Here is a 14,805-nt window from a genome sequence, read left to right as displayed (position 1 = left end):
GACACCGAGGCCACGGCAGCGGCCACGCCGCCAATGCCGCGCGGCATCGAGGCGCCCCTCCAGGCCTGGCTCGCCACACGCGGATGGAAGCCGCTGGCCTTCCAGCGCGAGGTCTGGCGGCACTACCTGGCTGGCCAGTCCGGCCTGCTGCACACCCCGACCGGCAGCGGCAAGACCCTGGCCGCCTTCGGCGGTCCCTTGCTGGAAGCCGTCCGCGCGCGTGCCGGCGACCCGAGCCAGCACAAGAAGAACCGCGTGCGCCCACTGCAGGTGCTATGGATCACCCCGCTCAAGGCGCTCGCCGCCGACACCACCCGCGCCTTGAACGAAGCCATCGTGGGCGTTGGCCTGGACTGGCAGGTGGGCCAGCGCACGGGAGATGCCTCCTCGCGCGACAAGCGCCTGGCGCGCGCAGGCAAGCTCGACGTGCTGGTCACCACGCCCGAGTCGCTGGCGCTGTTGCTGTCCTATCCCGACACCGCGCCGCAGCTGCAGGACATCCGCGCGGTCATCGTCGACGAATGGCACGAACTGCTGGCCAACAAGCGCGGCGTGCTGCTGCAGCTGTGCCTGGCGCGCCTGCGTGCGCTCTCGCCGGCGATGCGGACCTGGGGCCTGTCGGCCACGCTGGGCAACCTGGACGAAGCACGCGAGGCCCTGCTGCCGCACAGACCGGGCGCACCGATGGTCGCTGGCGTCCGACCGCGTACGCTGACGTTGGAAACCCTGCGCCCCAAGGCGGGCGAACGCTTCCCCTGGTCCGGGCACCTCGGCTTGGCCCAACTGGCACGCGTCCTGGACAAGCTGCTGGCGGTGCCGACCAGCCTGGTGTTCACCAACACCCGCGCACAGGCCGAGCTGTGGCACCAGGCGCTGGCCTCGGTGTGGCCGGAAGACCCGGCCACGCTGGCCCTGCATCACGGCTCGCTCAGCCCCAGGCTGCGCAGCGAGGCCGAGCAAGGCCTGCGCGAGGGCACGCTGCGCTGCGTGGTCGCCACCTCCAGCCTGGACCTGGGCGTGGACTTCCCGGCGGTCGACCAGGTCCTGCAGATCGGCAGCCCCAAGGGCATTGCGCGGCTGCTGCAGCGCGCCGGACGCGCGCGCCATCGGCCGGGCGAGGCCGGGCACGTGGTGTGCGTGCCCACGCACGCGCTGGAACTGGTCGAGTACGCCGCCGCGCGTCAGGCCATCGCCCGCAACGCCATCGAGCCGCGCCACGCGCCGCGCCTGTCGCTGGACGTGCTGGCCCAGCATTGCGTGACGCTAGCCCTGGGCGGCGGCTTCTCGCCCGATGCATTGCTGGCCGAGGTGCGCGGCACCCAGGCCTTCGCCGCGCTGGACGAGGCGACCTGGCGCGGCGTGCTGGACTTCATCACCCGTGGCGGCAGCGCGCTGGAGCGCTACCCCGATTTCCACAAGGTCGTGCGCGACGAGGACGGGGTCTATCGCGTGCACGACCGCAGGGTCGCCCTGCGGCATCGCTTGTCCATCGGCACCATCACCAGCGACGGCAGCGTGCAGGTAAGGTTCCTGCGCGGCGGGCGGCTGGGCTCGGTGGAGGAGCAGTTCGTCGGGCGCCTGCGCCGGGGCGACCGGTTCCAGTTCTCCGGCAAGCTGCTGGAGCTGGTGCGGCTGGAGGACATGACCGCCTATGTGCGCCTGGCGAAGGGCGGCGACGGGACGGTGCCCAAGTGGATGGGCGGACGCATGCCGCTGTCCTCCGAACTCGGCCGCGAGGTGAAAGCCGTGTTCGGCGGCGATCACGCCGCGCCCGAGCTGCGCGCCATCGCGCCCCTGCTCGCGCTGCAGGCCCGCCTGAGCGCCCTGCCCGCACCCAGCACGTTGCTGTGCGAGTGGATCAAGGCGCGCGATGGCCGGCACCTGTTCCTGTACCCGTTCGCTGGCCGCCAGGTGCATGAGGGACTGGCCGCGCTGCTGGCCCTGCGCTGGGGGCGAATGCAGGCCAACACCTTCGCCTTTTCCGCCAACGACTATGGCCTGGTGCTGTCGCCGGCCAACCCTGTCGAACTGGACGCGGACACCTTGCGCGGGTTGCTGTCGCCGGACCAGTTGCTCGAAGACCTCACCGCCAGCCTCAACCTGGGCGAGCTGGCGCGGCGCCAGTTCCGCGAGATCGCGCGCGTGGCCGGCCTGCTGCCGCCCTCTCTGCCAGGCAAGACACCGCGCAGCCTGCGCCAGCTGCAGGCCTCCAGCGGCCTGCTGTTCGACGTGCTCAGCCAGCACGACCCGGACCATCTGTTGCTGCACCAGGCCCGGCGCGAGGTGTTCAGCGGCACCCTGGAGCTGGACCGTCTGGCCGCCACCCTGGCCGACTGCGCGCAGCGGGAGCTGACGGTGCATCGACCGAGCAGCCTGACCCCGCTGTCCTTCCCGCTATGGGCCGAACGCCTGCGCGGACAGCTCAGCACCGAGGACTGGAAGACCCGCGTGCAGCGCGCCGCCGAGCAGTTGGAGCACAAATATGGCCGCTGAGCTGGCGCTGACACTGGCCGGCGAGCCGATGCAGGTGCTGGGTGATCGCGCCCTTTATTGGCCAGCGCGACAGCGCCTGCTGATCGCCGACCTGCACTTGGGCAAGGGTGATGTGTTCCGTCGCGCGGGCATCGCGCTGCCGCGTGGCGGCACCCTGCATGACCTGCAGCGGCTGACCGAGCTGATCGCCCGCACGCAGGCACGCTCACTGTGGATCCTGGGCGATGTGCTGCACGGACCGGCGCCGCACGCGGCCTGGCGCGCGCAGCTGGCGCAGTGGCGTGCCCACCACGCGCTGCTTGAGATCGCCGCGCTGGCCGGCAACCACGACCGCGTGCTGGCCAAGGCCGGACTGGAGATGCAGCTGCTGCCGGACCAAGTGGAAGACGGCCCGTTCCTGTTGCGCCATGAGCCCGCCACCCATCCGGAGTTGCACGTGCTGTGCGGCCATGTGCATCCCCAGTTCAAGCCGCCGGGCACCACGCGACGCTGGCCGGCGTTCTGGCGGCGCGCCGGCCTGACGGTGCTGCCTGCGTTCTCGCAGTTCACCGCAGGGGTGGTGCCGACGCTGCAGCCTGGTGAACAGTTGATTGCCTGCGTGGAAGGCGCGGCCATCGCCCTGCCGCCGGCCTGAGTGCACGTGCCTATTCGGTGACGGCCGGCTCCGGCGCGGCGGGCAGCGTCAGCGGCGGCTTTTCCACCAGCCCTTCCAGGGCCGCCAGGAAGCCCGGCTCCAGCTTCAGCCGGCCGAACACGCCCTGCTGGGTTCCGCTGAGCACGCGCAGCATGTGCCCGCGCCCGCCTGGCATGCGCCCCAGCGGGCGGAACGCGACATCGCGTAGCTTGGCGATCCGATCGCGCTCGGACTGGAACAGCGGCGTCAGCCAGCGGCTCCAGAACTGGTAGATCGCCACGTGCCGCTGGCGGCGATGCTGATAGCGCGCCAGCGCGGCCGGCAGCGCATCGGCATGGCGCAGGGCCTCGCGCAGCGCCGCGGCATCCATCAGCGCCATGTTCACCCCCTGACCCAGCTGCGGGCTCATCGCGTGGGCGGCATCGCCCATCAGCAGCAGGCGATCACGATGCCAGCTGTGCAGCACCGCATCGCGGTAACCCGCGCGTGCCAGCTGCGCGCAGGACTGCACCTGATGCACGCGGGCGGCGGCCTGCGGCCACAGCGTGGCCAGCTCGTCGCGCCAGGCCTCCAGACCGCCGCGTTCCCAGGCGTCGAAGCCGTCGGCCGGCAGACTCCAGAAAAAACTGATGCGCGGCTGTGGATCATCCGGCCGCGTGCCAACCGGCAGCATGCCGACCATCTTGCGCGCGGCCACGTAGCGCTGCCGCAGCTCATGCGGCCAGGCCCAGTCTTCCTGCGGGACCAGGCACCACAACGCGCCCCAGGGATACGGCGTATCCGCCCGGACCCCACCGCTGTGCCGGCGCAGCGCCGAGGCCGCCCCGTCGGCGGCGATCACCAGATCGAACGGCCCATGCCAGCTGCCCTGCGCATCGCGCACGCGGCGGGTGTCTTCGCTGATCTCCACGATCCGCGTGCCGCAATGCACGCCGCCGAAGCCGTCCCAGGCCTGCGCCAGCAGGCCGAACAGCGCGCCGCGCTGCATGCCCAGCCCGAACAGCCGACGGTCCAGTGGCGCGTAGCGCATGTCCATCACCGCGCGGCCGCACGACGTCTCGCCATACAGCCGGTCGATGCGGCGTCCGTGGGCCAGGGCCTGGTCGAGCAGGCCCATCTCCCACAACACCTGCATGCCCGTGGGCTGCAACAGGAAGCCCGCGCCCACCGGTCCCAGGGCTGGCGCCTGCTCGAAGACCTCGACCCGGTGCCCATCGGCGGCCAGCAGGGCGGCCGAGGCCTGTCCCGCGGTGCCGTATCCGACGATGGCGATGTGATGCGACTTCTGCATTCCAATCCCTGGTCTGCCGGTGATCCGTGGGAGCCGCCATGGCGGCGATGCGCCGTTGCCGGTGAAGCCCCATCGCCGCCATGGCGGCTCCTACGACAGCAGCGTTGCATCATCGCACGCCGCGCAGTGCGCTTCAGGCGACGTAGACGGTCTTGATATTGGTGAACTCGTGCATGCCCACGGCCGCCAGCTCGCGGCCGAAGCCCGAGCGCTTGGTCCCGCCAAACGGCAGGCGCACGTCGGACTTGACGATGGAGTTGACGAAGGCCGCGCCGCACTGCAGCTGCTGGGCCACGCGCTCGCCACGCTGGGCATCGCCGGTCCACACGCTGCCGCCCAGCCCGAAGCTGGTGTCGTTGGCCACGCGCACGGCCTCGGCCTCGTCCTTGACTCGCAGGATGCTGGCCACCGGACCGAACAGCTCTTCGTCATAGGCGCGCATGCCCGGTTGCACCTGGTCCAGGATGGTCGCCGGATAGTCGGCGTGGCCCTCGCCCGGGTGGCCGCCCAGCAATACCTTGGCGCCATCGGCCACGCTGCTGGCGACCTGTTGGTGCAGTTCGTCGCGCAGGTCCTGGCGTGCCATCGGCGCCAGCGTGGTGGCCGCGTCGTTGGGGTCACCGGTCTTGAGCTTGCCTGCCGCCTCCACAAAACGCTGCACGAAGGCATCGGCGATCGCATCGACCACGATGAAGCGCTTGGCCGCGATGCAGGTCTGCCCGGCATTGTCGAAGCGGCCCTTCACCGCCGCGGCCACGGTCTTGTCCAGATCGGCATCGTCGAGCACGACGAAGGCATCGCTGCCGCCCAGTTCCATCACGCATTTCTTGAGCTCGCCCCCGGCGTTGGCGGCAATGGACTTGCCCGCTCGCTCGGAGCCGGTGAGCGTCACCGCCGCCACGCGCCGGTCGCGGATGATCTCGGCGGCCTGGTCGTTGTCGATGTGCAGCACGGCGAACACGCCTTCGGGCACGCCGCCGTCGCGCAGCACGGAGGCGATGGCATCGGCGCAACGCGGCACGTTGCTGGCGTGCTTGAGCAAGGCCACGTTGCCTACCATGAGGGTCGGCGCCAGGAACCGGAACACCTGCCAGATCGGGAAGTTCCACGGCATCACTGCCAGCACGCAGCCGATCGGCTCATAGCGCACGTAGCTGGCCTGGGCCTCGGTCTCGATGGGCTGCGGCGCCAGGTAGCGCGCGGCGTTCTCGGCGTAGTAGTCGCAGGCACCGGCGCACTTGTCGACCTCGGCCAGGGCCTCGGCCTTCAGCTTGCCCATCTCGGCGGTCATGATCCCCGCGATGGCCTCGCGGCGCTCGCGCAGCAGCGCGCCCACCTTGCGCAGCACTGCGCCACGGGCCTCCAGCGGACGCTGCGCCCATTCGGGGAAGGCGGTCTGGGCCGCATGCAGCGCGGCCTCGACCGCGTTGGCGCCCATCAGTTCCTGGCGATGCTCGATCTGGCCGGTCGCAGGATTGGGAATCTCGGTGAACATGGCGCACTCCACACAGCTTGAAAACAGGGTTCCATCATCGCGATGTGCCTGTTACCGAGTCGTCGCCGACGCACGTCGCCACGGGTTGGAACCGCCCTTGTGAGAGCCGCCATGGCGGCGATGGGGCGTGACCGGGAATGCCCATCGCCGCCGTGGCGGCTCCCACAAAGCAATAACGTCAGCGCGCCGCGGTCTCCTGGTCTTTGGCGACCGGTTCCGGCGCGTCCTGCCAGCCCAGCCCCAGGCTCTTCTGCAGCGCCACGTAGTCCACCAGCAGTTGGACCCGCGCCTGCGCGGCGCTATCCCGTGCGGAGAGCTGCTGGCGCTGCACATCGAGCAGATCGATCTGCGAGCTGGCACCGGCATCTCGTCGCTGCTGCATGAGCTGCGCCGCGCGATCGGCCGAGGCTTCGGCCTGCTGCGCCACGACCAGCTGCTTGCGCGCCGAACCGAAGTTGGACAGCGAGGTATTGGCATCCTGCAGGGCCGACAGCACCGCGTTCTCGTAGGCCGCAGCCCGTGCCTGGGTGCCGGCGCGTGCCTGCGCGACCTGGGCGCGGATGCGGCCGAAGTCCAGGATCGACCACTGCAGGAACGGTGCGGCGATGGTCGCCGCCGAGTCCGCATCCAGGTCGCTGGGCTTGGTCGCCACCGCGGCGATGTTGCCGAACAGCTTCACCTGCGGGAAATAGCCGGACATCGCCTCGCCGATCCGCGCGTTGGCGCCGGCCAGTTCGCGTTCGGCCTGACGCACATCGGGACGGCGACGAATCAGCGCAGCCGGATCGTCCACCTTCACCTGCGCCGGCAACCCGGGCAAGGGCGTGACCGGTGCCAGCCTTGCGTCCAGCGCACCGGGCACTTGCCCGACCATCAGCGCCAGCTGGTCGAGCGCGGCATCGCGCTGGGCCTGCAGCGGCAGCAGGCGCGCCTGCTCCTGCTGGAGCTGCCCGCGCGCGCGCTCGACCTGCAGGTCCGAGGCGGCGCCACGGCCGCGGCGCTGCGCGACCAGATCCAGGGAGTGCTGCGCATCGCGCACGCTGTCCTGGCCGAGCGCGATGCGGGCCTGCAGGCCGCGATAGTTCAGATAGACCTGACCGATCTCCGCGGCCAGCCGGACCTGGGCGTCGGCCAGTTCGGCCTGCGCGGCCTGGGCCTGGGCCGCCGCCCCTTCCAGCGCACGCCGGCGCCGGCCGAAGAAATCCAGTTCCCAGCTGGCGTCGAAGCCGGCCAGGTACAGATCCGTATCCAGGTCGACGTCCTGCGTTGCCTGGGTGACCGCCGCGCCGGTGGCCGGATCGCTGGCCTGGGCAAGGCCCTGGCCCGCCTCGCGCAAGCCGTCCTTGACCGAATCCGGCGATCGGACATGCGCGTAGGCGGCCATCGCCCCGACCTGTGGCAGGCGTTCGGCCCGGCGCTGGGCGGCCAGGCCACGCGCCGAACGCAGCTTCGCGTCCGCCGCGCGCAGGTTGGGGCTGTCGCGCAGGGCGGTCTCCACCAGCCAGGTCAGCTGCGGATCGTCCAGCGTGCGCCACCACTGGCTGGGCGGCGGCGCGTCGACGATGTCGGCGGCGGCGGCGCGGTGCAGGCGCGGGGCCTCCATCGCGCCCGGCGCGACCTGCGGGCGCACATAGTCCGGACCCAGCATGCAGCCGGCCAGGGCCAGCGGCAGCAGCGCGAACAGCAGGGAACGCCTGGCGCGGGAATCAATGCATCGCAACGTGGGCCCCCTTGGGCAATGGCTTGAGCAGGAACGCCAGCGGAATGGCACAGGCCACCACCACGCCGAAGATCCAGAACAAATCGTTGTAGGTCATCACCAGGGCCTGCAGCTGCACCTGCTGAGCAAATGCCCCCATCGCCTGCATGGCGGCGTCGCCTCCGCTGCCGCGCAGCGCGCCGGCGATCTGGCGCAGGGAGTCCTGCCCCATCGGCGAATTGGCCGTGGTCGCGCTGCCCAGCACCTCGGTGTGGTAGGTCAGGCGCCGGTCCTGGAAGGTGGAGATCATCGCCAGGCCGATCGAACCGCCCAGGTTGCGCGCGGCGTTGAACAGGCCCGAAGCGTCACCGGCCAGTTCGGTCGGCACCGAGCTGATCGCCGCCTGGTTGAGCGACATCATCGCCAGCGCCAGGCCCACGCCCTGCAACAGCTGGCTGGCCACGAAGGTGGTGCCCACGCTCTGCGAGGTCAGGTCCATGTTGATGAAGCAGGCGATGCCAAAGCACAGCAGGCCGCCGATCACCAGCGCGCGCACATCCACGATCTCCAGCAGCTTGGGCATCAACGGCATCAGGAACACCGTGGGCAGGCCCTGCAGCAGCAACACATAGCCGGACTGCTCGGTGTTGTAGCCGGAGACCATCGCCAGGAACTGCGGGATCATGTACATCACGCCGAACAGGATCATGCCCACGGCGAGCATCATCAGGAACACCGCGCCGAAGCTGCGGTTGCGCAGCACCTTGAGCTGGATCACCGGCTCGCGGCTGACCACCTGGGCCAGCAGCAGGGCCGCAAACCCCACCGCGGCCACCAGCGACAGGACGATGATGAATTCGGACTCGAACCAGCGCTCACGCTGCCCCTCTTCCAGCACCACCGTCAGCCCGCCCAGTCCGGCGGCCAAACCGAAGATGCCCAGCCAGTCGGCATCCAGCAGACCGGCCCAGTGCGCCTTTTCGTGGTGCAGGCCCAGCAGCAGGAGCGCCAGCAGGCCAGCGCACACCGGCACGTTGAGAAAGAACGCGTAGTGCCAGCTGACGTTCTCGGTCAACCAGCCGCCCAGCAGCGGGCCGATCACCGGTCCCATGATCACCGTCATGCCGAACAGCGCCGTGCCCATGGTCTGCTGCGCGGGCGGCAGGCGCGTGGCCACGATGGTCAGCGCGGTGGGAATCAGCGCGCCGCCGGCAAAGCCCTGGCCAATGCGCCCGACGATCATCATCGGCAGCGAGCTGGACAGCCCGCACAGCACCGAGAACAGGGTGAAGAACGAGGCGCAGATCAGCAGGAAGTTGCGCAACCCGAGCGTGCGCACGAACCAGCCGGTCAGCGGGATCATCACGATCTCGCTGACCAGGTAGGCGGTGGAGATCCACGTGCCTTCGGTGCCGCTGGCGCCGACCTCGCCCTGGATGGTGGGCAGCGCGGCGTTGACGATGGAGATGTCCAGGGTGGCCATGAACGAACCGATGGTGCCGGCGGCCACCGCCAGCCAGGCGCCGGCGTCGGCCTTTTGCGCCGCCCCGGCCTGGCCGTCATCGTCCGCGCTGGCCGCCTGCGCGTTCACTCGCGTGCCTCCTCCCGCTCCTCCAGGCGTTCGGCTTCGTCCTGGGTCTGGTCCTTGGCGCCCTTGGCCGACCGCGTATCGACCGTGGCGGTCACCGACATGCCCGGGACCAGCACCTTGCGCGCCTCTTCCCCCGCGATGACCTTGATGCGCACCGGCACGCGCTGGACGACCTTGGTGAAGTTGCCGGTGGCGTTCTGCGGCGGCAGCAGCGCGAACTGCGAGCCGGTGCCCGGCGACAGGCTGTCCACGCGGCCGTGCAGGGTCACCCCGCTGAGCGCATCGACCTCGATCTCCACCGGCTGCCCGGGGCGCATGAGCCCGACCTGGGTTTCCTTGAAGTTGGCGCTCAGGTACAGCGCGTTGACCGGCACGATGGTCAGGGTCCGCGTGCCGGCACCGAGGAACTGACCGACCTGCACGGTCTTGTCGCCCAGGCGCCCGGCGATGGCTGCTGTCAGCCGGGTGTCTTCCACCGCCACCTGGGCCTGGTCCACATTGGCCTGCGCCTGCTTGAGCCCGGCCTGGGCCTGCTCCAGTTGCGCCTGGCTGGCGGCGATCTGGCTCTGCGCGCCGGCCACCTGGGCCTTGGCCGCGTCGTACTGCGCCTGGGCCTGGTCGCGCTGCTGGTGCAGCTGCTCCTGGTGTTCGTGGGTATCGGCGCCGGAGGCGGCCAAGGGCGCGAAACGCGCGACCTCGGCCTTGGCGAACTTCAGCTGCGCCGCGGCCGAGGCCACCTGCGTACGGGCCTGCAGCAGCTGCGCCTGATAGCCCTCGATGGCGGCCTGGGCCGCGACGATGTCGGCCTGACGCACGCCCACCGCGGCCTGGGCCTGCTCGAGCTGTGCGCGGTAGGTGCGGTCATCGATCTGCAGCAGCGGTTGTCCGGCCTTGACCCAGGCGTGGTCCTTGACGAAGACCTTGGTCACGTAGCCATTGACCCGCGGCGCCACGGCCACCGAGTCGGCCTGTAGATAGGCGTCGTTGGTTTCCTGCATGTAACGGCCGACCAACAGGTAATAGACCAGCCAGATCACCAGCGCGACGACCACCAGCACCCCGATCACGATCAGGGTCCACTTCACCCTGGGGCTCTTCAGCGGCGAGGGCTTTTTCTGCGCGTCCTTTTCCTGGTCATCGCCGCGGCCCTGCGCGGGCGCGTCTTCGGGGCGGCGGTCGTGGTCGTCGTGACTGCTCAAGATGGCGATTCCTGCTCGGTGGACATGGACAAGAAAGCCCGATCCACCACCACACCCATCCACGGCGCGACGGCGCCGGGGGACGGCACGTACGGCGCCGGATGTTAGATCACGGCGACTTCACGAAGGCGTGAAAGTGAAACTCGAGGTTCCACTTACCATCAAGCCTGGTCGTGCAGGGCCAGCTGCATGTCCGCCCTGCGGCGACGTTCGCTGCGGGACATCAGCCACCATCCCAGGAACGCGCACAAGGACACCGCCACGATCATCAGCGTGGCCAGCGCATTGATCTTGGGACTCAGCCCCAGGCGCACCGAGGAGAACACCTTCATCGGCAAGGTGGTCGAGCCGGGTCCGGAGACGAAGCTGGCGATCACCACGTCGTCCAGCGACAGGGTGAAGGCCAGCAGCCAACCGGACACCAGCGCCGGCGCGATGATCGGCAAGGTGATCAGGAAGAACACCTTGATCCGGTTGGCGCCCAGGTCCATTGCCGCCTCTTCCAGCGACTTGTCCAGCTCGGCCATACGCGAGGACACCACCACCGAAACGAAGGCCAGCGAGAAGGTCGTATGCGCGATCCAGATCGACAGCATGCCCTTGGGCTGGAAATGCAGCATGTCGCCCAGCGAGACGAACATCAGCAGCATCGACAGGCCAATGATCACATCCGGCATCACCAGCGGTGCGGTGATCAGCCCGCCGAACAAGGTCTTGCCGTGGAAGCGACGCATGCGCGTCATCACCAGCGCGGCCAGCGTGCCCAGCACCACCGAGGCATTGGCCGTCCAGAACGCGATGCGCAGGCTGATCCAGGCCGCGTCCATCATCTGCCGGTCGCGCAACAGCTCGCCGTACCACTTGACCGAGAACCCCGCCCACACCGTGGCCAGGCGCGAGCTGTTGAACGACCACACCACCAGCAGCAGGACCGGCAGGTACAGAAAGCCGAAGCCCAACCCCAACACCAGCCAGGCCGGCCAGCGGGCGCGACCGACGCTCACGTCAGCCGCCCTTCGATCTGCCGCTGCTGGACGCGGTTGAAGATCACGATGGGCACCATCAGCAACAGCAGCATGGCAATAGCCACCGCCGAGGCCAGCGGCCAGTCGCGGTTGGCGAAGAACTCGTTCCACAACACCCGGCCGATCATCAAGGTGTCCGGCCCGCCCATCAGTTCGGGAATCACGAACTCGCCTACCGCCGGGATCATCACCAGCATGCAACCGGCGACGATGCCGGCGCGCGAGAGCGGCAGGGTGATCCTGAGGAAGGCCCGCCACGGCCGCGCGCCCAGGTCGTAGGCGGCTTCGAGCAGGCGCGTGTCGTGCTTGACCAGGTTGGTGTACAGCGGCAGCACCATGAAGGGCAGGTAGCAATAGACGATGCCGATGTAGGCGGCCATCGGCGTGTACAGGATCTGGCGTCCGTCGATCCAGCCCAGCGCCTGCAGCGCATCGATCACGCCGAGCTTCTCCAATAGCCGCCCCACCGGGCCGCTGCTCTTGAGGATGCCGATCCAGGCATAGACCCGGATCAGGAACGAGGTCCACGACGGCAGCACCACCAGCATCATGGCGACATTGCGACTGGCCACCGGCAGGCGGGCGATGACATAGGCCATCGGATAGCCGATCAGCAGGGTCAGGAAGGTCGCGATGGCGGCGATCTTGAGCGAGCTCCAGTACGCGGCGATGTAGCCGTTCTGCAGCGCACCGAGCTGCAGGAAGTTGGACAGGTTGAGCTTGAGCGCGACCTCGGCCCCATCCACCTCCAGGATGGGCGTGTACGGCGGCATGGCGATGGCCAGCCGCGCGAAGGAAATCTTCAGCACGATCAGGAACGGGATGGCAAAGAACACCAGCATCCACAGATACGGGATGCCGATGACGCCCCAGCGCGGCCCGGGCGTGAGCTTGCGCAACGCCTGGAAGACCGTGGCGGCGCTCATTGGGTCAACACCACGCCATCGTTCTCGCCCCACCACACCCAGACCGTGTCGCCCCAGGTCAGGCCTTCGCTGGCCCAGCGCTGCACGTTGGCGAAGTGGGCCATGACGGTGAAGCCGCTGGGCAGCTTGACGTGGTAGACCGAATGGCTGCCGAAGTAGGCGATGTCCTCGATCACGCCCTGGGCCCGGTTGTGCGGCTGATCCGGCGCCTGCTTGCCGATGCCCAGCTTCTCCGGGCGTACCGCGAAGGACACCGCCTGCCCTTCGAAACCGGAGATGCCATGGCCGATGTAGATGACCGATTCCAGCGCCGGTGCGCGCAAGGTCACGTACTCCGGCTCGTCCTGCTCGATCACCGCATCGAGCATGTTCACCGAACCAATGAAGCTGGCCGCAAAACGGTTGGCCGGCTGCTCGTAGATCTCGTCGGGGGTGCCCACCTGGCGGATGCGTCCGGCGTCCATCAACGCGATGCGCGTGGCCATGGTCATGGCCTCTTCCTGGTCATGGGTGACCATCACGCAGGTGACCCCGGTCTTTTCGATGATCGAGACCAGTTCCAGCTGCATCTGGGTGCGCAGTTTCTTGTCCAGCGCGCCCATCGGCTCGTCCAGCAGCAGCAGCTTGGGGCCCTTGGCCAGCGAGCGCGCCAGCGCCACGCGCTGCTGCTGGCCGCCCGACAGCTGGTGCGGCTTGCGCCTGGCCAGCGCGTTCAACTGCACCAGCGAGAGCATCTCTTCCACGCGCCGGACGATCTGCGCCTTGGGCAGCCGGTCCTGCTTGAGTCCAAAGGCGATGTTCTGCTCCACGGTCATATGCGGGAACAGCGCGTAGGACTGGAACATCATGTTGATCGGACGCTCGTAGGGCGGCAGCGACCCCAACGCCTGACCATCGAGGAAGATGCGGCCGGAGGTCGGCGTCTCGAAGCCGCCCAGACAGCGCAGCAGCGTGGACTTGCCGCAGCCCGAGCCGCCCAGCAGCGCGAAGATCTCGCCCTTGCGGACGGATAGGTCGGTGTCGTCCACGGCCAAGAAGCCGTCGAACTCCTTGCGCACCTGCTCCAGCCGCAGATAGCCCTCCGTGCCGGCGGTGGGCACCGGGCCTGGCGCTGTCATCGGAGTTTCCACTGCGCTCATCCGGCGTCCCCCTCTTGAATGTGGCGGGGCCAGGCGTGTCGGACCCGGCGCCACCAGACAGGTTCCAGGATCCGGCGCGCGGATGGCCGCGCACCGGACCGCGACCGGCCCTGCTGGGCCGGTCAGGCGTGCCCTACTTGCCGCTCTTCAGGTCAGTCCACAGCTTGGTGTATTGCTTGTCGACCTCCGGCGGAATGATGGCGAAGGTGAACAGCTTGGCTTCCACATCCGGCGGCGGATAGATCGTCGGGTCGGAGGTGATGTCCTTGTCCATCAGCGCCTTGGCCTTGGGCACCGCGTTGGGATAGCTGATGAAGTTGGAGTTGTTGGCCATGACCTGCGGATCGAGCAGGTAGTTGATGTAGGCATAGGCGTTGTCCACGTTCTTGGCGTCCTTGGGGATGGCCAGCATGTCGAACCACAGCGGCGCGCCTTCCTTGGGGATCGAATAGGCGATGTCCACGCCGTTGCCGGCTTCCTGCGCACGGTCACGCGCCTGGATCACATCGCCCGACCAGCCCACCACCAGGCAGGTGTCGCCATTGGCCATCGCATCGATGTACGAGGACGAGTGGAACTGGGTGATATAGGGCCGGATGGTCTCGAGCAGCGCGGCGGCCTTGGCGATCACCGCCGGGTCGGTGCTGTTGGGATCCTCGCCCAGGTAGTTGAGCGCGATGGGGACGATCTCGGTGGGCGTATCCAGGAAGGTCACCCCGCAGTCCTTCATCTTGGCGAGGTTCTCCGGCTTGAACACCAGGTCCCAGCTGCCGGCGATGTCGGTGCTGCCGAAGGCCGCCTTGAGCTTGTCCACGTTGTAGCCGATCCCGGTGGTCCCCCACATGTACGGCACGGCGTACTGGTTGCCCGGGTCCTGCTTGGCGATACGCGCCATCATGGTCGGGTCCAGGTTGGCCAGATTGGGGATCTTGGCCTTGTCCAGCGGCTGGAACACGCCGGCCTGGATCTGCCGCCCAAGGAAGTTGAGCGTGGGCACCACGACGTCATAGCCGCTGGAGCCCGCCAGCAGCTTGGCTTCCAGCACCTCGTTGCTGTCGAACACATCGTAGGTCACCGTGATGCCGGTGGCCTTCTCGAAGTTGGCGTTGGTGTCTTCTGCGATGTAGTCCGACCAGTTGTAGACGTTGACCGTCTTGGAAGCGCCGGCCTGTGCAGCCGTCGACTCCTTCCCCGCTTCCGGGCCACCGCAGGCGGTCAGGCCCGCGGCCAGCATCACACCCAGGATTCGCAGCTTCATCGTCTCTCTCCATGCAGTCCCCGCCGGGCGGGGCGTTCGACTGGAAGCACGGACC

11 protein-coding genes are annotated in these 14,805 nt (G+C 68.8%); 2 read left to right on the top strand and 9 right to left on the bottom strand.

Features of this window, described 5'->3' with window-relative positions:
- Positions 1–33 precede the first annotated feature (33 nt).
- Together ACORQU_RS16540 and pdeM are read left to right on the top strand one after the other, a co-directional pair.
- The gene (locus ACORQU_RS16540) at positions 34–2,493 is read left to right on the top strand and encodes a ligase-associated DNA damage response DEXH box helicase (RefSeq protein ID WP_491645157.1); all 2,460 of its coding nucleotides are present in this window, start codon (positions 34–36) and stop codon (positions 2,491–2,493) included.
- Entirely contained in the window at positions 2,483–3,127 is a 645-nt protein-coding gene (pdeM, locus tag ACORQU_RS16535) for a ligase-associated DNA damage response endonuclease PdeM (RefSeq protein ID WP_491642161.1), read from the top strand. Before ACORQU_RS16540 ends, pdeM begins: the two co-directional genes overlap by 11 nt.
- A 10-nt stretch (positions 3,128–3,137) precedes the next feature.
- On the opposite strand, the gene ACORQU_RS16530 is transcribed toward pdeM, so the two are convergent.
- The 9 genes from ACORQU_RS16530 to ACORQU_RS16490 form a co-directional block, all read right to left on the bottom strand.
- The gene (locus ACORQU_RS16530; protein WP_491642160.1) at positions 3,138–4,418 is read right to left on the bottom strand and encodes an FAD-dependent oxidoreductase; all 1,281 of its coding nucleotides are present in this window, start codon (positions 4,416–4,418) and stop codon (positions 3,138–3,140) included.
- A 133-nt stretch (positions 4,419–4,551) separates the two neighbouring features.
- Positions 4,552–5,913 carry an NAD-dependent succinate-semialdehyde dehydrogenase gene (locus ACORQU_RS16525; protein ID WP_491642159.1) on the bottom strand — a complete coding sequence of 454 codons (1,362 nt, stop codon included), beginning with the start codon at positions 5,911–5,913 and terminating at the stop codon, positions 4,552–4,554.
- Positions 5,914–6,091: 178 nt separating this feature from the next.
- Positions 6,092–7,633: an efflux transporter outer membrane subunit gene (locus ACORQU_RS16520; RefSeq protein ID WP_491642158.1), complete on the bottom strand. Its 1,542-nt coding sequence runs from the start codon at positions 7,631–7,633 to the stop codon at positions 6,092–6,094.
- Positions 7,620–9,203 (bottom strand): MDR family MFS transporter, encoded by a 1,584-nt coding sequence (locus ACORQU_RS16515; RefSeq protein WP_491642157.1) that lies wholly within the window; start codon positions 9,201–9,203, stop codon positions 7,620–7,622. Before ACORQU_RS16515 ends, ACORQU_RS16520 begins: the two co-directional genes overlap by 14 nt.
- A complete protein-coding gene (locus tag ACORQU_RS16510; RefSeq protein ID WP_491642156.1) occupies positions 9,200–10,402 on the bottom strand; it encodes an HlyD family secretion protein in 1,203 nt (400 codons plus the stop codon). The genes ACORQU_RS16515 and ACORQU_RS16510 overlap by 4 nt, the downstream gene beginning before the upstream one ends.
- Positions 10,403–10,563: 161 nt before the next feature.
- Positions 10,564–11,406: an ABC transporter permease subunit gene (locus ACORQU_RS16505; RefSeq protein WP_491642155.1), complete on the bottom strand. Its 843-nt coding sequence runs from the start codon at positions 11,404–11,406 to the stop codon at positions 10,564–10,566.
- A complete protein-coding gene (locus ACORQU_RS16500; RefSeq protein ID WP_271646096.1) occupies positions 11,403–12,353 on the bottom strand; it encodes an ABC transporter permease subunit in 951 nt (316 codons plus the stop codon). Before ACORQU_RS16500 ends, ACORQU_RS16505 begins: the two co-directional genes overlap by 4 nt.
- Complete coding sequence (locus ACORQU_RS16495) at positions 12,350–13,471, bottom strand: ABC transporter ATP-binding protein (protein WP_491642154.1); 1,122 nt, start codon at positions 13,469–13,471, stop codon at positions 12,350–12,352. Before ACORQU_RS16495 ends, ACORQU_RS16500 begins: the two co-directional genes overlap by 4 nt.
- A 154-nt stretch (positions 13,472–13,625) precedes the next feature.
- The gene (locus ACORQU_RS16490) at positions 13,626–14,750 is read right to left on the bottom strand and encodes a polyamine ABC transporter substrate-binding protein (protein WP_491642153.1); all 1,125 of its coding nucleotides are present in this window, start codon (positions 14,748–14,750) and stop codon (positions 13,626–13,628) included.
- Between the last annotated feature and the right edge of the window lie 55 nt (positions 14,751–14,805).

The organism is Pseudoxanthomonas sp. JC1303, assembly GCF_058448525.1.
Note: the sequence above shows the minus strand (reverse complement) of the source record. Positions and strands in the feature narration are given on the sequence as shown.

What these genes read in the sequence shown, in the direction of transcription:
- ACORQU_RS16540 (WP_491645157.1), top strand. Translation starts at nt 34, where the DNA reads ATGCCGCGCGGCATCGAGGCGCCCCTCCAGGCCTGGCTCGCCACACGC.
- pdeM (WP_491642161.1), top strand. Translation starts at nt 2,483, where the DNA reads ATGGCCGCTGAGCTGGCGCTGACACTGGCCGGCGAGCCGATGCAGGTG.
- ACORQU_RS16530 (WP_491642160.1), bottom strand. Translation starts at nt 4,418, where the DNA reads ATGCAGAAGTCGCATCACATCGCCATCGTCGGATACGGCACCGCGGGA.
- ACORQU_RS16525 (WP_491642159.1), bottom strand. Translation starts at nt 5,913, where the DNA reads ATGTTCACCGAGATTCCCAATCCTGCGACCGGCCAGATCGAGCATCGC.
- ACORQU_RS16500 (WP_271646096.1), bottom strand. Translation starts at nt 12,353, where the DNA reads ATGAGCGCCGCCACGGTCTTCCAGGCGTTGCGCAAGCTCACGCCCGGG.
- ACORQU_RS16495 (WP_491642154.1), bottom strand. Translation starts at nt 13,471, where the DNA reads ATGACAGCGCCAGGCCCGGTGCCCACCGCCGGCACGGAGGGCTATCTG.
- ACORQU_RS16490 (WP_491642153.1), bottom strand. Translation starts at nt 14,750, where the DNA reads ATGAAGCTGCGAATCCTGGGTGTGATGCTGGCCGCGGGCCTGACCGCC.